We start from the raw sequence: 18,117 nt of genomic DNA, 5'->3' as shown, positions 1-18,117 counted from the left end.
CATGCCCCCAACACTTCCAGACAAATCACGCCAGCTCGCCGCAATCGACCCAAACCAGTCCGCCATCGACTGGCCATCGGTCGCACGCGCTTTCGCCCCCTTCGGCGCCACGCCCGACCAGCTCGCACAATTCCCGGCCGTACAAGCCTCCGACAGCGACCCCTGGGACACACTCCTCCAACTGCTCGCCCTCGACGAAGTCAGCGCGCTGAGCAAACTCGCCGAACGCACCGGCCTCGAGTTCATCATCGAGCCGCGACTCGAAGAATCCGCCTCGCGCTTCTACGAACTCGTCCCCCCCGACTTCGCACGCACGCACTGCCTGGCCGGACTCGGCTCCGACAGCCATGTCATGACCGTCGCCGTCAGTCAGCCACTCATCCCCAGCATCATCAACCTGCTCGAAGACCGCCTCGACTCGCCCGTGCGCGTCGTCCTCGCGCCGCGCGGCGCCGTCACCAGCATCATCAACCGTGGCTACGAACAGCGCGGCGACCTCGTCACCGAAATCGTCGAAGAAATCCCCCTCGACGAATCCGCCCTCGAAGCCGCCGCCGGCTCCATCGCCTCAGGCAACGACCTCCTCGCGATGGCGCGCCAGACCCCCGTCATCCGCCTCGTCAACATGATCCTCTTCGAAGCCCTCCGCCGACGCGCTTCCGACGTTCACGTCCACCCGCAGGAAAACCGCCTCGTCATCCGCTTCCGCATCGACGGCATGCTCTTCGACGCCTTCACCCCGCCCATGACCCTCGCGCCCGCAATCTCCAGCCGCCTCAAGGTCATGACCGAACTCGACATCGCCAACCGCCACAGCCCGCAGGACGGTCAGACCACCGTCCGCATCGGTTCCAAGAAAGTCGATATCCGCCTCTCCGTCATCCCCACCATCTATGGCGAACGCATCGTCCTTCGCCTCCTCGACCAGACGCAAACACAACTCAGCCTCGACGCCGTCGGCATGTCCAAACGCATGCAGACCACGCTCATGGACATCATCGAGCGACCCAATGGCATGCTCCTCGTCACCGGACCCACCGGCTCAGGCAAAACAACAACCCTCTACGCCGCCCTCGGCCGCATCGACCGCGCATCACGCAACGTCATGACCATCGAAGACCCCGTCGAGTACCGCCTCAGTGGCATCAGCCAGATGCAGGTCAACCCAAAACGAAACGTCACCTTCGCCACCGGCCTTCGCGCACTCCTCCGCCAGGACCCCGATGTCATCCTCATCGGCGAAATCCGCGACATGGAAACCGCACAACTCGCCGTCCAGGCATCCCTCACCGGCCACCTCGTCCTCGGCACCCTCCACACCAACGACGCACCCAGCGCCATCCCGCGCCTCATCGACATCGGCATCGAGCACTACCTCATCACCTCCAGCCTCCTCGGCGTCCTCGCACAGCGACTCCTCCGCCGCATCTGCACCGTCTGCAATGGCTCGGGCCTCGCCAACGGCAAAACCTGCGAAACATGCTTCGGCACCGGATACAAAGGCCGCCTCGCCGTCTACGAAATCATGAAGATGACCGATCGCCTCCGCGCCATGACCGCACACTCGGCCGACGCCGTCGCACTCATGGCCGCCGCAGTTGAAGAAGGCTTCGAGCCCATGCGCGTCGATGCCGCCGAAAAAATGACCGCCGGCCTCACCGACGAAGCCGAAATCTTCCGCGTGCTCCACTAAGTCAACGACACATCGGCCATTCGCCTCGACCCGAGCCACCCCCCGAACTTCTCCCCGCCCCGCCGCACCGCATAGCACAGCACCGCTGCCCCGCCCAGAATCATCGCCACACTCAACCATTGCCCCACCGTCAACCCGCCAGGTCTGGGCACCTTCAAGTGGTCATCCGGCAGCCGCAGCGTCTCAGTCCACAAACGCATCACTCCATACGCGATCAAAAACATCGGCCCAATAACCCCCGGCACGCGCGGCCTCGCCCACACCACCAGCAGCACAAGCCCCAGCACCACCCCCTCCGCAGCCGCCTGATACAACTGCGAAGGATGCCGCGCCGCCAGCAGCGGAGGCAACCGCTCAACAACCTCCACCGACCCACGCTGGAGCGCCGCTATCAACGCCTCGATCGCCTCACGATCATTCATCCCCGGCATCCGATACATCTCAATCAGTCTCGACAACTCCAAATGCTGCTCAAACGTCAGCTCAGGCCTGTGCCCGCTGAGCAACTCCTGTGGCGAGCGCACCGCCCACCACGGCGCACGCTCGCCCGGCCTGGCCACAACCCGCCCCAGCAACTCCCCGTTCACAAAGTTCGCCAGCCGACCAAACATCAGTCCCACCGGCGCCACAAACGCGACCAGATCCAGCACATGCAGCATCGAGCATCGCTCGACGCGCTGGCCATCTTCCCCCTTGACCCCGCGCGAAAACAACCACGCGCCCACAATCACTCCCAAAATCCCGCCGTGGCTGCTCATCCCCCCGTCATGAATGCGCAGCAGCCCCCAGAACGGCACATCAGACGTAAACACAACAAACAGCCGAAGATCATAAAAGAGCGCATACCCCACGCGCCCGCCGATCACCGCACCAAACGCCAGCGTCAACACCATGTCGGCGATGCGCTCCTTCCGAATCGGCGTCAGCCCACGCTTGGCCAGCCAGCGCAGTAACACATAACCCAGCGCAAACCCTGCCAGATACGCCGCCCCATACCACCTGATCTTCAGCCCCAGCACAGAAACAATCACCGGGTCGAGGGTGTTGGTCCAGCCGCCGAGATCAGACGCTAACTGCACCATGACTCAAGGCCCTCGCACCGGAATTCCAAAGAACCGCTCAGTGTTCTCATCAATCACGTCCAGAAACGCCTCGCTCGAAAGTCCGCGAAGTCTCGCCACAAAATCAGCCGTCAACCTCGCAAACGCCGGCACGCAAGGCCTCACCCCACGCTTCGGCTCCGGGCTCAGATACGGCGCATCCGTCTCAATCATCACCCGCTCCAGCGGAACCATCATCGCCGCCGCCTGCACCTCACGTGCATTGCGATACGTCACCACACCCGTAAACGAAATCATCGATCCAAAATCAAGCGCCAGCCTCGCCTCACGCTCCCCACCCGTAAAACAGTGAAACACACACCGATCCCCCGCGATACCGCTCGATCGCAGGATCGGAATCAGGTCGTCAAACGCCTCGCGACAGTGCAGGACAATCGGAAGATCGATCCCATCACGCATGCACGACTCGATAAACGCAATCTGATCCGCCAGCACGCGATCCTGAATCGCCCGCGCAGGCTTCGCATGATGATTGTCAAGCCCCAACTCCCCCCACGCAACACACTTCTCATGCCGCGCCAGCGCCTTGAGCAGCATCCAGTCATGAGGCTCCTCATCCGAATACAACGGATGCACTCCCGCACTGAACCACACACGCTCATAGTCTTCGGCCAGACGCATGCCCGCCTCCGCATCGGCCGAACTCGTCGCGATCGTGATCGCGCCCGTCACACCCGCTGCCGCCGCCTCAGCCAGCACCGCGTCAACCCGGTCCACGAAATCCGGAAACACAAGATGGCAATGCGTGTCAATCATGCCCCACCACGATAGCACGCGCGCCTCCAACTCTGTATCATCATGGCATCGGCCCACGTGAACCAAAACCGGGCCGGGAGGACTCGCCATGCTCCGTTGCATTCTCGCCGCAATCATGCTCGCCCTGACGCCCCTGGCCCATGCACAGGACGCACGCGAACGCTGGTACGTCGTCGAACTTATGGACCAGCCCGCCGGGTGGATGCACACCACAATGAAACGCGACGATAAACACGTCACAACAACCTCAGCCATGAAGATGACCATGAGCCGCGCAGGTGCCGAAATCGCCATCGAAATGAACTCTTCATTCGTCGAAACCATCGCCGGAAACCCAGTTTCCATCGATGTCACAATGTCCTTCGGCGGCTCGCCCACCGTCTCACGCTACGACTTCCTCGACGATGGCATCCAACAAACCACCAACGCCTCAGGCCGCGAAACAGTCACAAAGCACGATCCCATCGAAGGCGTCTGGCTCACTCCTGCCGCCGCCGAGCAATATGTCCGCCAGCGCCTCGAAGCCGGTGCAAAGACCTTCAACTTCCGCACCGTTGATGCCCAGCTTCAACTTCAGCCCACGACCATCACCTACTCCGACATCGAAGAAGTCAAAATCGAACTCATGGGTCGCACCGTCGCCGCATACCGCGCCAAAACCACCAACAGCATTGCCACCGGCATCACCACCATCGAATACATCGATCCCCGCGGCGGAAGCCTCCGCTCCGAAACCGACATGGGCGGCATGAAGTTCGTCACCATCGCCGCCGATCGCGAACTCGCCCTGGCCAAAATCAGCGCCCCCGAACTCATGGTCTCCACCTTCATCACCCCCGACAAACCCATCTCCGGCGCCCGCACCCTCAAACGCGCCACCTTCCTCCTGTCAATTCCCGATGGCCAGATCGACCTCCCGCCAAACACCGGCTCACAGCGGGCCGAACGCATCGACGAACGCACCGTACGCGTCCATGTCGACGCTCGCACCTTCGAACCCGCAGGCGAAGTCGATCGGGCCGGGTACCTCGCCTCCACAAGCATGCTCGACACCACCGACCCACTCATCATCGAACTCCGCGACCGCGCTCTCGATGGCGTACGCAAAGACTCCCTCGCACGCGCCGAAGCACTGCGCCGTTTCGTCCACCGTCACGTCAGCAACAAAAGCCTCGGCGTCGGTTTCGCCAGCGCCAGTGAAGTCGCACGCTCCTGCGAAGGCGATTGCTCCGAGCACGGCGTTCTCCTCGCTGCACTCCTCCGTGCCGCCGACATTCCCGCACGAGTCGTCTCAGGCCTCGTCTACGCCGACCAATTCGCCGGCAGCGACGCCATCTTCGGCTACCACATGTGGACCCAGGCCCTCATCGAAATCGATGGCCACGCGCGATGGATCGATCTCGACCCCACACTCCCCGGCAGCCTCTCATACGACGCCACACACATCGCCCTCAGCACCAGCAGCCTCAAGGATGGCGAAACCATCAACAGCCTCCTCCAACTCGCCCCGCTCCTCGGCCGACTCCAGATCAAAGTAGAGTCCATCGACTAAGTACAGCCGGGTGCCGTGGCCGGGTGCCGTAGTCATGGCTCTGCATGGCCACGATCCGCAGCCCGCTCCTGATCCGACGTGCCATCGACGTGAAACTCCGATCGAGTCCGAGCATGAGTTTTCCAATCGTCCCCACATCTGGTACACCGCACTGATACTCATAAATTCTCGGGGAATCCTTGGCGACCGTTGTCATTTGTGTCATAATCAAAGAGAAGAGTTGTAATTCCACGACTCCACGCACAATGAAAAGGAGCTATCGCCATGAAGGTCAAACTTTTCATGTCCAGCGTTGCCATTTGCGCCATGATGCCGGCAAACTCCAGCCAAGGCGTCGTTGCCCGCGGGCTACAGCAGGAGCCGTGCAACATCGCAGACTTCGCCGAACCCTACGGCGTGCTCGACTTCTTCGATGCCGCCGCATTCCTCCAGGCATTCGCAAACATGGACGAATCAGCCGATCTCGTTCATGATGGAGCGTTCAACTCTTTCGATCTTCTCGCCTTCATGCGCGCGTTCTCCAAAGGATGCGACTGATCCCGTCATTTGGCCGGGTGCCGTGGTCATGGCTCTGCATGGCCACGATCCGCGGCCTACACAACCCCCCAGCAACACTCGCGCGCTCCTTCAGCACGCCCGACATGGCTCCGCGCTGCTCGCTTACAACTCAGATCGACTCTAGTTGTCTTGACCCGTCTCAACGCTCCCCTGCCTCAACGGAATCAGCAGCGAGTTGAGCGATGGATCCCGCATCTCGTTCGCCGCCGCAGGCAAAAACGTCGGGTTGTCAAACACCACCAGTTCCACCGATTCCCCCGCACGCTCCGGCCGAAGCTCGATCGCACCCGAATCGCTCAGCCTGATGATCTCCGAGATCAACCGATCTCGCTCCGTCGAAAACTGCACATCAATCGCATCATCCTTGTACAGCCCATACAGCGCGCCGACCACCTCCGAATAACTGAACGCCAGCCCAGGCTTCGGATTCTCCGGCGTCGGCGCGTGCGCCATGAACGCAATCAGATCCGTCAGCCCGCCACGAAACTCATGCGTCACCACGCTCGACGTTCCCGCCACTGCTTCCCCGCGGCTCATCATCGACTGCGTGCGGTAATACACCCGCAACGGCTCGCCCGGAGAATCGCTCGTAATCATCAACCGATCCGACCACATACTCGATATGAAAGGCTCCTTGAACTTCGACCCTTCCCCAAACAAAACAATCCGAGGAACACGCTGCTGCGTGATATAAATCAACGGCTCGCCCACCGGCACGCGATCCAGGAAAAACTTGTCCGACACCAACTGCCGGCTCACACCCTGCATCGTCCCCTCCGGCAGATACGTCCGCGACAGTGCCGCTAGATACTCATAAGGCCTCCGCGTCGTCACCGCACGATCACGCCGCTCCAGCGCCACCAACCGCTGCAACTGCGCCTTCTCCGCTCGCGACGCCAGTGCCTCATACGCCGCAACACGCACCGTCAGATCATCCTCCGCCAGCAACTCTTTCAACGATTGCTCAATGTCCGGACCACCATCAATCTTCGACAACATCGAAATCGCCGCAGTCCTGTACACATCCATCCCACGCTTGGCTATCTCAATCAGATGCGGCACCGCACGAGGATCGTTCAACCCCGACCCCGCACGCAACGCCGCCATGCGCGGCACATACTCCGGATGCTCATACAACTCACGCAAAAACGGCCTCGCCTGAGGCCCAACCGCCTGCAGAGCCCACGAAATCTCGTCCCCATACTGCGGCTCACGCACCAGCGCATCAGCCAATCGCTTCGCCGTCGCCTCCGGATACGTCTGATCAATCGGCAGATGCTGCAGCAACTGCACAAACTCAAACTGCTTATCCCGATACGCATACGGCACACGCACTCTGATCGAATCCGCATCGCGACCATGGGCCGGAGGGCTCCGGTCTCCCCGCCCCGTCGGGAAGCGCGCATTGATCGCCGTCGTGATCGACCTCGCCATCGAGTGCGACGAGTTGTCCAGCAGCAGAATCATCTCGATCGCCTGCGTCGAAACTCCCCCGTCAAGAATCCGCCCCGCCGTCCGCGTCACCCCGTCCGTTTCCTGCCCAGGCTCCGCAAACGGATTGATGAATATCGGCCCACGACCCTGCGCGATAATCCGAGCCTGACGCGCACGAAACGCGCTCGGCAGCCCAAGCCTCAGATCCGTCGTCCACAGCGTCCCGCCCTCAATGCTCGTCGCATTCAGCGCACGCACATACAAATCAAAACTCGTCCCCTCCGGCGAACCCGGCGGTATCGCCGCCTGCACAATCACCACCGCTGTGTTCGCGTCCGTCAGCAGTTGCCGCGCCGTCTGCCCCTCAATCACCGACCCGCCAAGACTCGTCGCAGAGCCGATCCCCTGCAGCCGCATCTCCCGTTCCATGTGCGCCGCAACATCCGATGGCAGCGGTAGTCCACCCGTCCCATTCAGCCCGACCACAAAACCAAGCCCCGACGCCAGCACCGGCTGCAAACCCTGAATCTGACACACGCTCCCAACCGTCCCACGCAACGGCCCAGGAACATCACGCAACACAAACGGTCGCGCAGGTGTCGCACGCGGCGGCTTCTTGTTCCCCGACGAACAACCCCCCAGCAGCAACGACGCCAACACAACAGCAACCACGCTGACGCAAAGAGTTCGTGCACAGGCACGAGTTCCAGTCATGACAATCTCCAGTTTCGGCCAGTCGTTCCACGCATCGTGTGCGCACCCACCGACGACCCGAGCCACTATAGCGGTTCGACGTTCGGGGTGCTCCCGTTCCATCCTCTCCCACGATTCCCGCATACACCTCGCTCAATCCACCCGCTGACCCACCACAACACGGGATCAAAATCCTATCAAATAACGTACCCAACCACCCCCTGTGGAACCAGTTCGCCCACTCCCCTTGATGTGGGATACCAAACCAACTTTTTTGATCATTTCACACAAGATCTTGTGGCCATACCGTCCGAAAAACACCCCGCAGGCCACCCTAAACCCCTGTCGCAACAACAGTTGACACCAAGTGACAGGTTATGCACGGACAATCTACCGTATTTTGTGCTTTTGCCACTTGCTTGTACGATAGGTTGTGGTATCGTAGAGTCTCGGAGCGAGTGACACCCTTCGCCACCCACTCCGGGGATCAGTCGGCGAACCCGAACGTTCCGTTCGGGTTCTTGGGAGCAGATCATGGCCAGGTCAACGACATTGGGAAGCATGCGTCGCGACCTGGTCCGCTTGTTTCAGCGATAAGTCATCGCCCGCACGCCGGGCAAAAACGGGAGGCATTCGTGCCATGGCTGTCTTATGCGACACACAGATCCGCGAACTCATCGGCATCGAGCCGTTCGAGGACGCCAGAAAACGCCCAGGATCAATCTCCTACGGCGTCTCCAGCTACGGCTACGACGTCCGCGTCGGAACCCGTTTCAAAATCTTTACCCCAACGCCCCGAGGAGGGGGCATCGCTGTCGTCGATCCTAAAAAATTCGACGACCGCTTCATGGTCGATGTGGATGTGCAGGAGGCTGATGGCCAGGACGGCCATCCCCTCGACCACGTCATCATCCCCCCAAACTCCTTCGCCCTCTGCGAAACCGTCGAAACCTTCACCATCCCGCGCGACGTCCTCGTCCTCTGCGTCGGCAAAAGCACCTACGCCCGCTGCGGCCTCATCGTCAACGTCACGCCACTCGAACCCGAATGGCGCGGCAAGATCACCATCGAAATCAGCAACACAACCCCACTCCCGGCCAAGGTCTACGCCAACGAAGGCATCGCCCAATTGGTCTTCCTCAAAGCCGACCGAGTGTGTGCCGTCAGTTACGCAGATAAGAAAGGTAAGTACCAGGACCAGGACGGTCTGACATTGCCGAAGGTGGATTAAAAGATGTAATATGTTTTTTTTATATATTATCAACCTCATTTGGAGCGGGGCACGGCATGAGACCGAAACAACGTTTTTCATCGAGCCCGTCATCGGGTAACACAAGTCGTGTTGCCGGGCCGGGCACTTCGCGGCGAGTGAGCCGCACAGGAGTTTTTTTATGTATCTCGTCTCTTATGACCTGCGAATGCCGAGTCGCGACTATGCACGACTTCACCGAGAACTCAGGTCGCTCGGTCCGTCGTGCAGGCTCATGCAGTCTGCATGGGTTGTTCACACAGAGTTGCCGCCGGGAGAGGTCCGTCGACGTCTCTTGCTGGTCACGCACGAAGCAGACGACTTTGTCGTCTTGCCCTTCGCGTGGCCTGTTTGCGCGCAACTCTCTGAAGAAGTGTGGCAGTGGATGTCGGTCCACTGCCACGGCAAGAAGGCAGCGTAACGCTTCCTTCACCTTTCACTCACTTCTCGGTCGAAAGGCCGAGGAGTGCATTCTGACACACTTTGTTGATCGTGTCAACCAAAGTGTGAATCGGTGGACAAAAAATCTCTAGGCTGACCATGAAAATCGACCGTAAATTTACCGTTCAAAGCCAAGATCCGTTCTCCGCCGTCGAGTGGACAACGCGCTCTAGCCGCATTACAAATCCCGACGGCTCCGTCGTCTTCGAAATGCCCGATGCCGAAGTCCCCAAGTCGTGGTCGCAACTCGCCACCGACATCATGGTTTCCAAGTACTTCCGCAAAGCCGGCGTCCCTCAGGACGGCGGCCCCAACGGCATCGCATCCCCCGGCTTCACCGGCCCCGCCGGCGAACTCGGCCCCGAGAAATCCGCCAAGCAGGTCATCCACCGCCTCGCTGGCTGCTGGCGTCATTGGGGCGAAACTCATAATTACTTCGACACCGCCGAAGACGCCCAGGCCTTCTACGACGAACTCGTCTACATGCTCGTTCACCAGATCTGCGCGCCCAACAGCCCGCAGTGGTTCAACACCGGCCTCAACTGGGCCTACGGCATCTCCGGCCCCGCACAAGGCCACTACTACTGCGACCCCGCCACCGGCGAGGTTCTCGAATCCGAAGACGCCTATTCGCACCCCCAGCCGCACGCCTGCTTCATCCAGTCCATCGATGACGACCTCGTCAACCCCGGCGGCATCATGGACCTCTGGACCCGCGAAGCACGCCTCTTCAAATACGGCTCGGGCACCGGCACCAACTTCAGCCACCTCCGCGCCGAAGGCGAACCCCTCTCCGGCGGCGGCAAAAGCAGCGGGCTCATGTCATGGCTCAAAATCGGCGACCGCGCCGCAGCCGCGGTCAAAAGCGGCGGCACCACCCGCCGCGCCGCCAAAATGGTCTGCCTCGACATGGACCACCCCGACATCCTCACCTTCATCAACTGGAAGGTCCGCGAAGAAATTAAAGTCGCCGCCATGGTCGAAGGCATGAAGCGCATCGCCGGCGAGCGCGCCTCGATCAACGACCCCGAAACCCTCGGCGAAACCGCATCCCGCCTCGGCCTTCGCCTCGACTACGACTTCAACGGCGAGGCGTACTCAACCGTCAGCGGCCAGAACTCCAACAACTCCATCCGCATCCCCGACGCCTTCTTCGAAGCCGTTGACGCCGGCGACGACTGGAACACCTACTGGCGCACCACCGGCGAGGTTGCCCGCACATTCAAAGCCCGCGAACTCTGGGACCAGATCGGCTACGCCGCATGGCGCTGCGCCGACCCCGGCGTCCAGTTCGACTCCACCATCAACGCCTGGCACACCTGCCCCAGCGGCGGGCGGATCAATGCAAGTAACCCGTGCTCCGAATATATGTTCCTCGATGACACCGCATGCAATCTTGCATCGCTCAATGTTCTTAAGTTCTACGACCCCGCCGCGCGGAAATTCAACACCGCCCTCTTCGAGCATGCCGTCGATATCTGGACTGTCGTTCTCGAAATCAGCGTCCTCATGGCCGCTTTCCCGAGCCGCGAAATCGCCGAACTCAGTTATAAGTATCGCACCCTCGGCCTCGGATACGCCAATCTTGGTGCCATGCTCATGCAGGCCGGTATTGCCTACGACTCCGATGAGGCTCGCGCTGTCTGCGCCACCCTTTCGGCCATCCTCACAGGCCGCAGTTACCGCATGTCCGCAATGATGGCCCGCGAACTCGGCGCATTCCCCGGCTTCGACGCCGACCGCGACAACATGCTCCGCGTCATCCGCAATCACCGCCTCGCCGCTCACGGCACGCCCCGCTCATCCACCGCATACGCCGACCTCAAGATCCGCCCCGTCCCCATCGATCACGCACTCATGCGCAGCGGCCGTGTCCGCGTCGCCAACGCCGACGAACTCCTCGCACACGCCACCCGCGCATGGGACGACGCGCTCACCGCAGGTATGGACTTCGGCTACCGCAACGCACAAACCACCGTCATCGCCCCGACCGGCACCATCGGCCTGCTCATGGACTGCGACACCACCGGCGTCGAGCCCGACTTCGCACTCGTCAAATTCAAAAAACTCGCCGGCGGCGGATACTTCAAAATCGTCAACGAATCCCTCAAACCCGCCCTCCGCTCGCTCGGATACAACGCCGATCAGGTCCGCGAGATTGTCACTCACATCCTCGGCACGCTCGACCTCTCCGTCCCCATGCCCACATCAGTGGTGGGGGTCCAGGCTGGCCAAACCTTCGCACAATGGCTCATCGGCCGAGGCTTCGACCCCGAAGACCTCGAAAAAATCCAGTCACAAATCCCCGGCGTCTTCGAACTCTCCTTCGCCTTCGCCCCCTGGGCACTCTCCGACCAAACCCTCGCCCGCATCGGCATCGACCCCAACGAAGCCCGCTGCGCGCCCGGTTTCAACGTTCTTCGCGAACTCGGGCTCAACAACGCCGCCATCAACCAGCTCAACACGCTCGTCTGCGGCACGCAAACCATCGAAGGTGCCCCACACATCCGCGACGAGCATCTCCCCATCTTCGACTGCGCCAATAAATGCGGCAAACTCGGCCAACGCTTCATCGCTCCCGAAGGCCACATCCGCATGATGTCCGCCGCTCAACCTTTCATCTCTGGCGCGATCAGCAAAACCATCAACCTCCCCCACGAAGCCAGCGTCGCCGACATCACCAGCGCCTACCGCCTCAGTTGGGAACTCGGCCTCAAGGCCAACGCCCTCTACCGCGATCAGTGCAAACTCAGCCAGCCCCTCAGCTCAAAGAGCGACGTCGATGTCGAGGATGAAGTTGACGAACTGGGGGAGTCCGAAGCCCGCGAGGAAGTCGCCGATCTTGTTGGGGCCATTGCGGCGAGTGATCCGCAGCAAGCCGCCGTCATCGTCGAACGCATCGTCCACCGCCCCATGCGTCGCCGCCTCAGCGACACCCGCCGCTCACTCACTCACAAGTTCAACATCGCCGGCCACGAAGGCTACCTCACCGTCGGCCTCTACGAAGACAACATGCCCGGTGAACTCTTCATCACCATGGCAAAAGAAGGCTCAACCATCGGCGGGCTCATGGACTCGCTTGGCACCGCCACCAGTGTCGCCCTCCAGTATGGCGTCCCGCTCGAAAGCCTCGTCCGCAAATTCACCCATCAGCGCTTCGAGCCCGCGGGCATGACCACCAACCGCGACATTCCGTTCGCGCGAAGCCTCGTCGATTACATCTTCCGCTGGCTCGGCATGGAGTTCATCCCCGGCTTCCGCGAAGCCAACGCCCCACAGCGCGACACCTCAGACAACCACGACAACACCGTGACGCTCGGTTCGCGCGCCGTTTCGCGCACCGGTGCCGATCACACCAAGGGAGAATCACGTTGGCAAGCCGACGACAACGCACCGCGCCCGCTGCGCCACACCCCAGACCAGGCTCCGACGCCCGCATCCGCCAGCGCCACATCGAGCCTCCACTACGAAAGGGAGAAGATCGACGTCGTCCGCGCGACCGCTACGAAAGTCTCAACCCTTTCGATCGCCATGGAATCTCTCGAAGCCTCGGGCGACGCCCCGCCCTGCGATGTCTGCGGCGAGATCACGCTCCGCAGCGGCACCTGCTACAAATGCATGAACTGCGGCAACTCCATGGGATGCAGCTGATGGATTGATGACCTGAATCTTACAACCTGTTCCCACTGTTGGTGTCGGGAGCCACCCAATGCGCCTCCCAACGCACGCTCCTGACACCACGCCTCCCACCCCCGGGCACGCCTCCCACCACAGCCCGGGGGTTTTTTGCGCGCCCAACTAATCACAACAACAAAGAGCCCCAAGCGCAAGCGAGGGGGTCGTCTCACACCTTCGCCGCGTTGTCACAAAGAACGCCCCACTTTTGAGGACTTGACACCGGGTGGGGGGGGGGGGGTAGTGTTTACACAGCAGGAGTCTTATGATGCGACCGCGGCGTGGACAGGGCGCAACTCGAATAGTGGCCATATCCGTAATCCCGCAGGATTGCCAGGCACACATATCCCCACACAGTTTGATTCGGCGAGGTTTCTCCATGATGGAACTCGTCGTTGTCATCGGTATTGTCATGATTCTTATTGGCATGCTGGCACCGGCGTTGGGCCGCGCATCCTCTCAAGCCAAACTGACTCGCGACATCTCCCTCATCCGTCAACATTCCGCAACCGTGTCAATGTACGCTGCCGACTTCGCTGATACGTATCCTTATCCTTACAACTTCACTGGGCACCTGTATCGCGTCGCCGGAGACTGGGCACTTCCCATGATCGCCAGTGGCCACTTCGAGAATGTCGCAGCAGTCGACCCCGACACATTGAACGGGCGAAACTTTTCCTACATGATGTCCATCGCGATGGTTTACAATCCTGACGAGATGCGCCCCGGCCATGTTCCCCGCACGGGTCTGCAGGCCTCTCGGCCTACACGTCAGTATCAGGTACTGTTTCCAAGTCTCAAAGGATTGCTTGTTCGCGAGAACAATGGACTCAACCCCAGCGAAGGTGTCGCCATGGGGTTCTGTTGCGCGGGGCCGTGGGTCTCGCCAGTGGCATTCAGTGACGGCTCCGCAACCAGCGGCACACATATGGATTTTCGAGGAGGCCTGCCGCTATTCCTGGATCAAGGCATTGGCATTCCGATCATTTCGACATGGTTTGGTGTACGCGGGATCGATCGATGAGTTTGAAAGTCTTTCACTTTATTCTATGAAAGGGCTCTCAGTGCACACACCAAAGATCATGGGTGTCATCGCTTGTGCAATAATTGTCACCGGCGCTCTGGCCCAGGTGGCACCGGTCTGCTGCAAATATCTCTTTCAGTGGCCACCCGACGGAAATCCACCCCCCGCAGCTGGCGGACCATGCTCGGGAAGCATAGCAACGGTCTGTGAAACTGATGCAGAATCCGGATTCAGCAACGATCCCCAAATGAGAAGGCGATACGGCTGGCGATGGGCGCACTGTTTTGTCTACACTCTCGAAGGAGATGCCTATTTTGCACGCGGGGAGTGCGCTGGAGGCCCGCCTCCTGGAGGACAATTGATCGCCATACTTCCAGATGGCCGATGCTGCTGGATTGTCGGCGATTTCGATGTAGCTGCGGTCCCGCAGCTTTTCCAGATCTGGAACTGCGCAGATCCCTGTCTCACCGGCCCTCCCGAAGAGAATTAACACGAAAGCGAGTGCCCACATGCGACTGATTTGCCTCCTCGCCATTGTTCTTGTATCACCAGCAGCCGCACTAGACGTGAAGTACAACCCATCCACTTGGGAGGATTGGAAGGCAGAAGTCCTCATGTGGGCCACACCCACAGGCACCTTGGTCGCTGTCTACGAGTCCGATTCCGATGACAATCAACCCGGCGCGGGACGAACAGTCATCGGCTACGACGTTGCGACTGAAGCATGGTTTCACATGGGACTGACCCGGGTCGTCGGGGTCGATCCTCAAGGCCGCACCTTTGCCGGAGAGCCCCGTCGCGGCTCAATTGTCCATGTCGAGCCCGACGTAAGTCGGTCCCTGCGCTCTGTCACCGGATATCTCCTAGGCGCCTACCGGCAATGGTTTCTTGCAGACCAATCACGAGTGACTCGAGTCGAACGCGGTTCCGATCGGTCTTGGCGATTGACCTTCCCGATGGGTGGGCCAGATCCGAATAATCCTCGAATGGGAGCTGTCGTGTTTGATCCCGCAGGCATCCCACGCACGTTTTGGGCAGCAGCAGACCCCGGCACCGGGCGCCCGCAAGTTGAATACGCCTTCTCAATCGACCCACGATCACCACCAGAACTGCATCTGGTCACCAAATCGAATAGTTCGTCCTTTCGCCTCGCAAGCGTGGAACATCATCCCAAAGGAAACCCTGCAATATTCGATATCGAAAGCATCGAACAAATTGCCGTCGATAATCGCATGGCTATCGAAATGAAACTCTTGGCCGGTCCTGGCAATCCAGCCAACGGATTTCCGACCACGCCCGCTCAATACGAACAAACCAAGATCGCCCGCGTCAGTTGGCCTCTGATTGTCACAGGTATCGTCGCAGTGGCAATCGGCGTCTTCGCAATATTCCGGGCAAAATCAGCGCGATGAATCAAGCTCCCTCACCCACACATTCCTGAACCTCACCGGATTCCCGTGGTCCTGCAACTTGATCGGCCCCTTCTCCCCGTGCGCCGAATACGTCCCCACAGCCCGGTGCGCCGTCGCCCCGACCATCTCTCGATGGTGATGCACCAGCACCCCGTTGTGAAACACCGTCACATACGCCGGGCTCTTCACCGACCCATCCTCATCAAACCGCGGCGCGATGAACACAATATCAAACGTCTGCCACTCGCCCGGCTTGCGGCTCGCATTCACCATCGGCGGATACTGCCCATACAGCGACCCCGCCTGCCCATCGGCATACGTCACATTCTCCCACGAATCCAGAATCTGCACCTCGTAGCGCCCAAAGAAAAACACCCCCGAGTTCGCACGCCCCTGGCTCTCGCCCTCAATCACCGTCGGCGTCATCCACTCGATATGCAGCTGCACATCCCCGAAATGCTCGCGCGTCTGGATGTCGCCCGTCCCGCGTTTGACTTCCATCGCCCCGCCATCAACCAGCGACCACGCCGCATCCTTCCCATCCCCATGCCGCCACGCGCTCAGGCTCGTCCCGTCAAACAGCACCGTCGCATCCGCCGGCACCGGCATCGCCTCCTTCAGCCCCGGCCCCGCATCCACCACCGGCGGGTTCGGCCGGTCCTTGTCATGCACGCGCCACTCCTGCCCAGGCAACTTCGGCGTATCCGTATACCCAACCCCCTGCGCCAATGCCATCGAACCCATCAACGCCGAAACCAACCCCGCGAGCAAGCCGCACTTCAACATCACCAAAACCTCCTGTTCCTTCCGACACTGTACCAGAACTCTCGCCCGCGCCAAGCGCCGCCCGTCCGCATCAACCCTTCTTCCAGTTCAGCACCAGCAGCACCACAATCCCCACGATCAGATACAGATCCGCCACATTCGACACATAAGGCCACAGATCCCGGTTCCCACCAGGCCACGAAATCCCAAACGGCAGGCTGTGCCCCGGCAGCGGATGAATGAAGTCCCGCACGCACGCATACACCAGCCGGTCATACAGATTCCCCAGCCCGCCAGCAACGATCAGCCCGATCGAAACATGCGCCAGCCGGTCCCGCTCTCGCGTCCAGCAACTGAAGATCCACATCGCAAAACCCAGCGCCAACACCGTGAACGCCACAAAAAACCACCGCTTCCCCGCGCCCACGCCAAACACCGCGCCCGGATTGAGCACCAGCGTGAACTCAAGCACCGAAGGCACCACCACCACCGGCTCATGCACCGGAATCAGCATGTCCAGCCGATCCGTCGACAACACCGCCTGCCTGTCAACCACCACCGGGAACGCCGCAACACGCTCAAAAGCCAGATTCTTGCTCGCTAGATCAATCACCAGGCCCGCAACCACAACCACCGCAAGCACCGCCCAAGCGCGCACACTCCGCCCAGCAGGCACCATTTCGCGCACCCGCGTCTCATCCTTCACATCTTGTTCACGTTCAACGCTCACGGCGTCCAGCGGCCGGTGTACGAACGCCGCTCAAGCTCGCGCGCAGCATCAATCGAAAACCGCGCCCATGGAAGCTCACGCAACCGCTCCAGCCGAATCGCACGACCAGTCAACTCGCACAGCCCAAACCGGCCCTCATCGATCCGCGACAACGCGTCGTCGATTTCCTTGATCAACTTCCTGTCCGCAGCCGCAAGATCCAGCGATAGCGTCTGCTCCGCCGAATCCGTCCCCTGCTCCGCAATGTGCTGCGGCGTCTTGCTCAAATCGCCCGATCGCCCACGCAGGGCCTCATGCTCCAACTGCGAAACATCGCCCACCAGCGCACTCCGCTTCGTCAGCAGAATCTGGCGGAACTTCTCCGTGTCCCGCTTGTTCAGCGGGCTCTTGGGCTTCTTCCCGTCCGCAATCGGCTTGAGCGGGTCATAAGGCGGAGGAGCCGAAGGCCCCGAAGGGATCAACGGCTTGCGCACCGGAGATCCCGGACCAAGCAACTGCGTCCCTTCCGGACGCCGCGCCGTGCTCACCGCTGCCGGCTTGCGCTTCTTCGTCGTCTTCTCGTCCACCACCGTAATGCCCTTGCGCCCGCCCTTGGCGTCAACCGGCGCAGCCGATGGTGGGGCAGCCTTGGCCGCAGCCTCAGGCTTCTTCACAGCGTCAACTGCCTTGCCCGCCTTCGTCGCCGGAGCCTTGCCCGCCACCGTCTTGGCTGGCGCTTTGGTTGTCTTGCGAGCAACCTTTTTCACAGCCTTCTTGGCCGCTTTCTTGCTCGCCTTCTTCACGGCTTTTTTCGCTGCCTTTTTCCCCGCCTTCTTGGCAATCTTCTTCGCAGCCTTCTTCGCAGCCTTCTTGCCCGCTACTTTCCCGGCAGCCTTCTTCTGACCCTTCACCGCACTCTTGCCTGCGCGAGAAGATCCCGCCTTCTTTCGGGCAGACGACGACCCCTTCGAGCCAGCTTTGCTGGACCCGGCTTTGGTCTTCTTTCGGGTGCTTGCGGGTTTCTTGGCCACGTTC

The 18,117-nt window shown here is 60.8% G+C and carries 13 protein-coding genes; 7 read left to right on the top strand and 6 right to left on the bottom strand.

Features of this window, described 5'->3' with window-relative positions; genetic code table 11:
- Position 1 precedes the first annotated feature (1 nt).
- Complete coding sequence (locus KF757_05090; GenBank protein ID MBX3322345.1) at positions 2–1,693, top strand: type II/IV secretion system protein; 1,692 nt, start codon at positions 2–4, stop codon at positions 1,691–1,693.
- Here KF757_05090 and lgt read toward each other — a convergent pair.
- Together lgt and KF757_05080 are read right to left on the bottom strand one after the other, a co-directional pair.
- Positions 1,690–2,775, bottom strand: a complete 1,086-nt coding sequence (lgt, locus tag KF757_05085; GenBank protein ID MBX3322344.1) for a prolipoprotein diacylglyceryl transferase — start codon at positions 2,773–2,775, stop codon at positions 1,690–1,692. The genes KF757_05090 and lgt overlap by 4 nt on opposite strands.
- A gap of 3 nt (positions 2,776–2,778) precedes the next feature.
- Positions 2,779–3,570 carry a TatD family hydrolase gene (locus tag KF757_05080; protein ID MBX3322343.1) on the bottom strand — a complete coding sequence of 264 codons (792 nt, stop codon included), beginning with the start codon at positions 3,568–3,570 and terminating at the stop codon, positions 2,779–2,781.
- Positions 3,571–3,658: 88 nt separating this feature from the next.
- On the opposite strand from KF757_05080, the gene KF757_05075 reads away from it, so the two are divergent.
- Entirely contained in the window at positions 3,659–5,122 is a 1,464-nt protein-coding gene (locus tag KF757_05075) for a transglutaminase domain-containing protein (GenBank protein MBX3322342.1), read from the top strand.
- Positions 5,123–5,386: 264 nt separating this feature from the next.
- Positions 5,387–5,659: a hypothetical protein gene (locus KF757_05070; protein MBX3322341.1), complete on the top strand. Its 273-nt coding sequence runs from the start codon at positions 5,387–5,389 to the stop codon at positions 5,657–5,659.
- Positions 5,660–5,800: 141 nt separating this feature from the next.
- Here the strand turns inward: KF757_05070 and KF757_05065 are convergent, their stop codons facing one another.
- The gene (locus KF757_05065) at positions 5,801–7,828 is read right to left on the bottom strand and encodes a flagellar basal body P-ring protein FlgI (GenBank protein MBX3322340.1); all 2,028 of its coding nucleotides are present in this window, start codon (positions 7,826–7,828) and stop codon (positions 5,801–5,803) included.
- A gap of 619 nt (positions 7,829–8,447) precedes the next feature.
- Between KF757_05065 and KF757_05060 the strand changes: the two genes are divergently transcribed.
- The 4 genes from KF757_05060 (at position 8,448) to KF757_05045 (ending at position 15,608) form a co-directional block, all read left to right on the top strand.
- Positions 8,448–9,038, top strand: coding sequence for a dCTP deaminase (locus tag KF757_05060; GenBank protein MBX3322339.1), 591 nt, complete (start codon positions 8,448–8,450; stop codon positions 9,036–9,038).
- A 558-nt stretch (positions 9,039–9,596) separates the two neighbouring features.
- Positions 9,597–13,148 carry an adenosylcobalamin-dependent ribonucleoside-diphosphate reductase gene (locus KF757_05055; GenBank protein MBX3322338.1) on the top strand — a complete coding sequence of 1,184 codons (3,552 nt, stop codon included), beginning with the start codon at positions 9,597–9,599 and terminating at the stop codon, positions 13,146–13,148.
- A 403-nt stretch (positions 13,149–13,551) separates the two neighbouring features.
- The gene (locus KF757_05050; protein MBX3322337.1) at positions 13,552–14,196 is read left to right on the top strand and encodes a hypothetical protein; all 645 of its coding nucleotides are present in this window, start codon (positions 13,552–13,554) and stop codon (positions 14,194–14,196) included.
- A 998-nt stretch (positions 14,197–15,194) separates the two neighbouring features.
- A complete protein-coding gene (locus KF757_05045; GenBank protein MBX3322336.1) occupies positions 15,195–15,608 on the top strand; it encodes a hypothetical protein in 414 nt (137 codons plus the stop codon).
- Here the strand turns inward: KF757_05045 and KF757_05040 are convergent.
- The 3 genes from KF757_05040 to KF757_05030 all read right to left on the bottom strand — a co-directional run bounded on the left by KF757_05040 (position 15,597) and on the right by KF757_05030 (position 17,993).
- On the bottom strand, positions 15,597–16,397 hold the full coding sequence (locus tag KF757_05040; GenBank protein ID MBX3322335.1) for a DUF1080 domain-containing protein: 801 nt from the start codon (positions 16,395–16,397) through the stop codon (positions 15,597–15,599). The genes KF757_05045 and KF757_05040 overlap by 12 nt on opposite strands.
- 67 nt (positions 16,398–16,464) lie before the next feature.
- The gene (locus KF757_05035; GenBank protein ID MBX3322334.1) at positions 16,465–17,103 is read right to left on the bottom strand and encodes a signal peptidase II; all 639 of its coding nucleotides are present in this window, start codon (positions 17,101–17,103) and stop codon (positions 16,465–16,467) included.
- A complete protein-coding gene (locus KF757_05030) occupies positions 17,100–17,993 on the bottom strand; it encodes a TraR/DksA family transcriptional regulator (protein ID MBX3322333.1) in 894 nt (297 codons plus the stop codon). The genes KF757_05035 and KF757_05030 overlap by 4 nt, the downstream gene beginning before the upstream one ends.
- Positions 17,994–18,117 lie beyond the last annotated feature (124 nt).

The sequence above is a fragment of the Phycisphaeraceae bacterium genome (genome assembly GCA_019636795.1).
Lineage (GTDB): Bacteria > Planctomycetota > Phycisphaerae > Phycisphaerales > UBA1924 > JAHBWW01.
The sequence above is the reverse complement of the archived record's forward strand: the minus strand, read 5'-3'. Positions and strand labels throughout refer to the sequence as shown.

Coding starts and splice junctions, on each gene's coding strand:
- KF757_05090 (MBX3322345.1), top strand. CDS start 2: ATGCCCCCAACACTTCCAGACAAATCACGCCAGCTCGCCGCAATCGAC.
- lgt (MBX3322344.1), bottom strand. CDS start 2,775: ATGGTGCAGTTAGCGTCTGATCTCGGCGGCTGGACCAACACCCTCGAC.
- KF757_05080 (MBX3322343.1), bottom strand. CDS start 3,570: ATGATTGACACGCATTGCCATCTTGTGTTTCCGGATTTCGTGGACCGG.
- KF757_05075 (MBX3322342.1), top strand. CDS start 3,659: ATGCTCCGTTGCATTCTCGCCGCAATCATGCTCGCCCTGACGCCCCTG.
- KF757_05070 (MBX3322341.1), top strand. CDS start 5,387: ATGAAGGTCAAACTTTTCATGTCCAGCGTTGCCATTTGCGCCATGATG.
- KF757_05065 (MBX3322340.1), bottom strand. CDS start 7,828: ATGACTGGAACTCGTGCCTGTGCACGAACTCTTTGCGTCAGCGTGGTT.
- KF757_05060 (MBX3322339.1), top strand. CDS start 8,448: ATGGCTGTCTTATGCGACACACAGATCCGCGAACTCATCGGCATCGAG.
- KF757_05055 (MBX3322338.1), top strand. CDS start 9,597: ATGAAAATCGACCGTAAATTTACCGTTCAAAGCCAAGATCCGTTCTCC.
- KF757_05050 (MBX3322337.1), top strand. CDS start 13,552: ATGATGGAACTCGTCGTTGTCATCGGTATTGTCATGATTCTTATTGGC.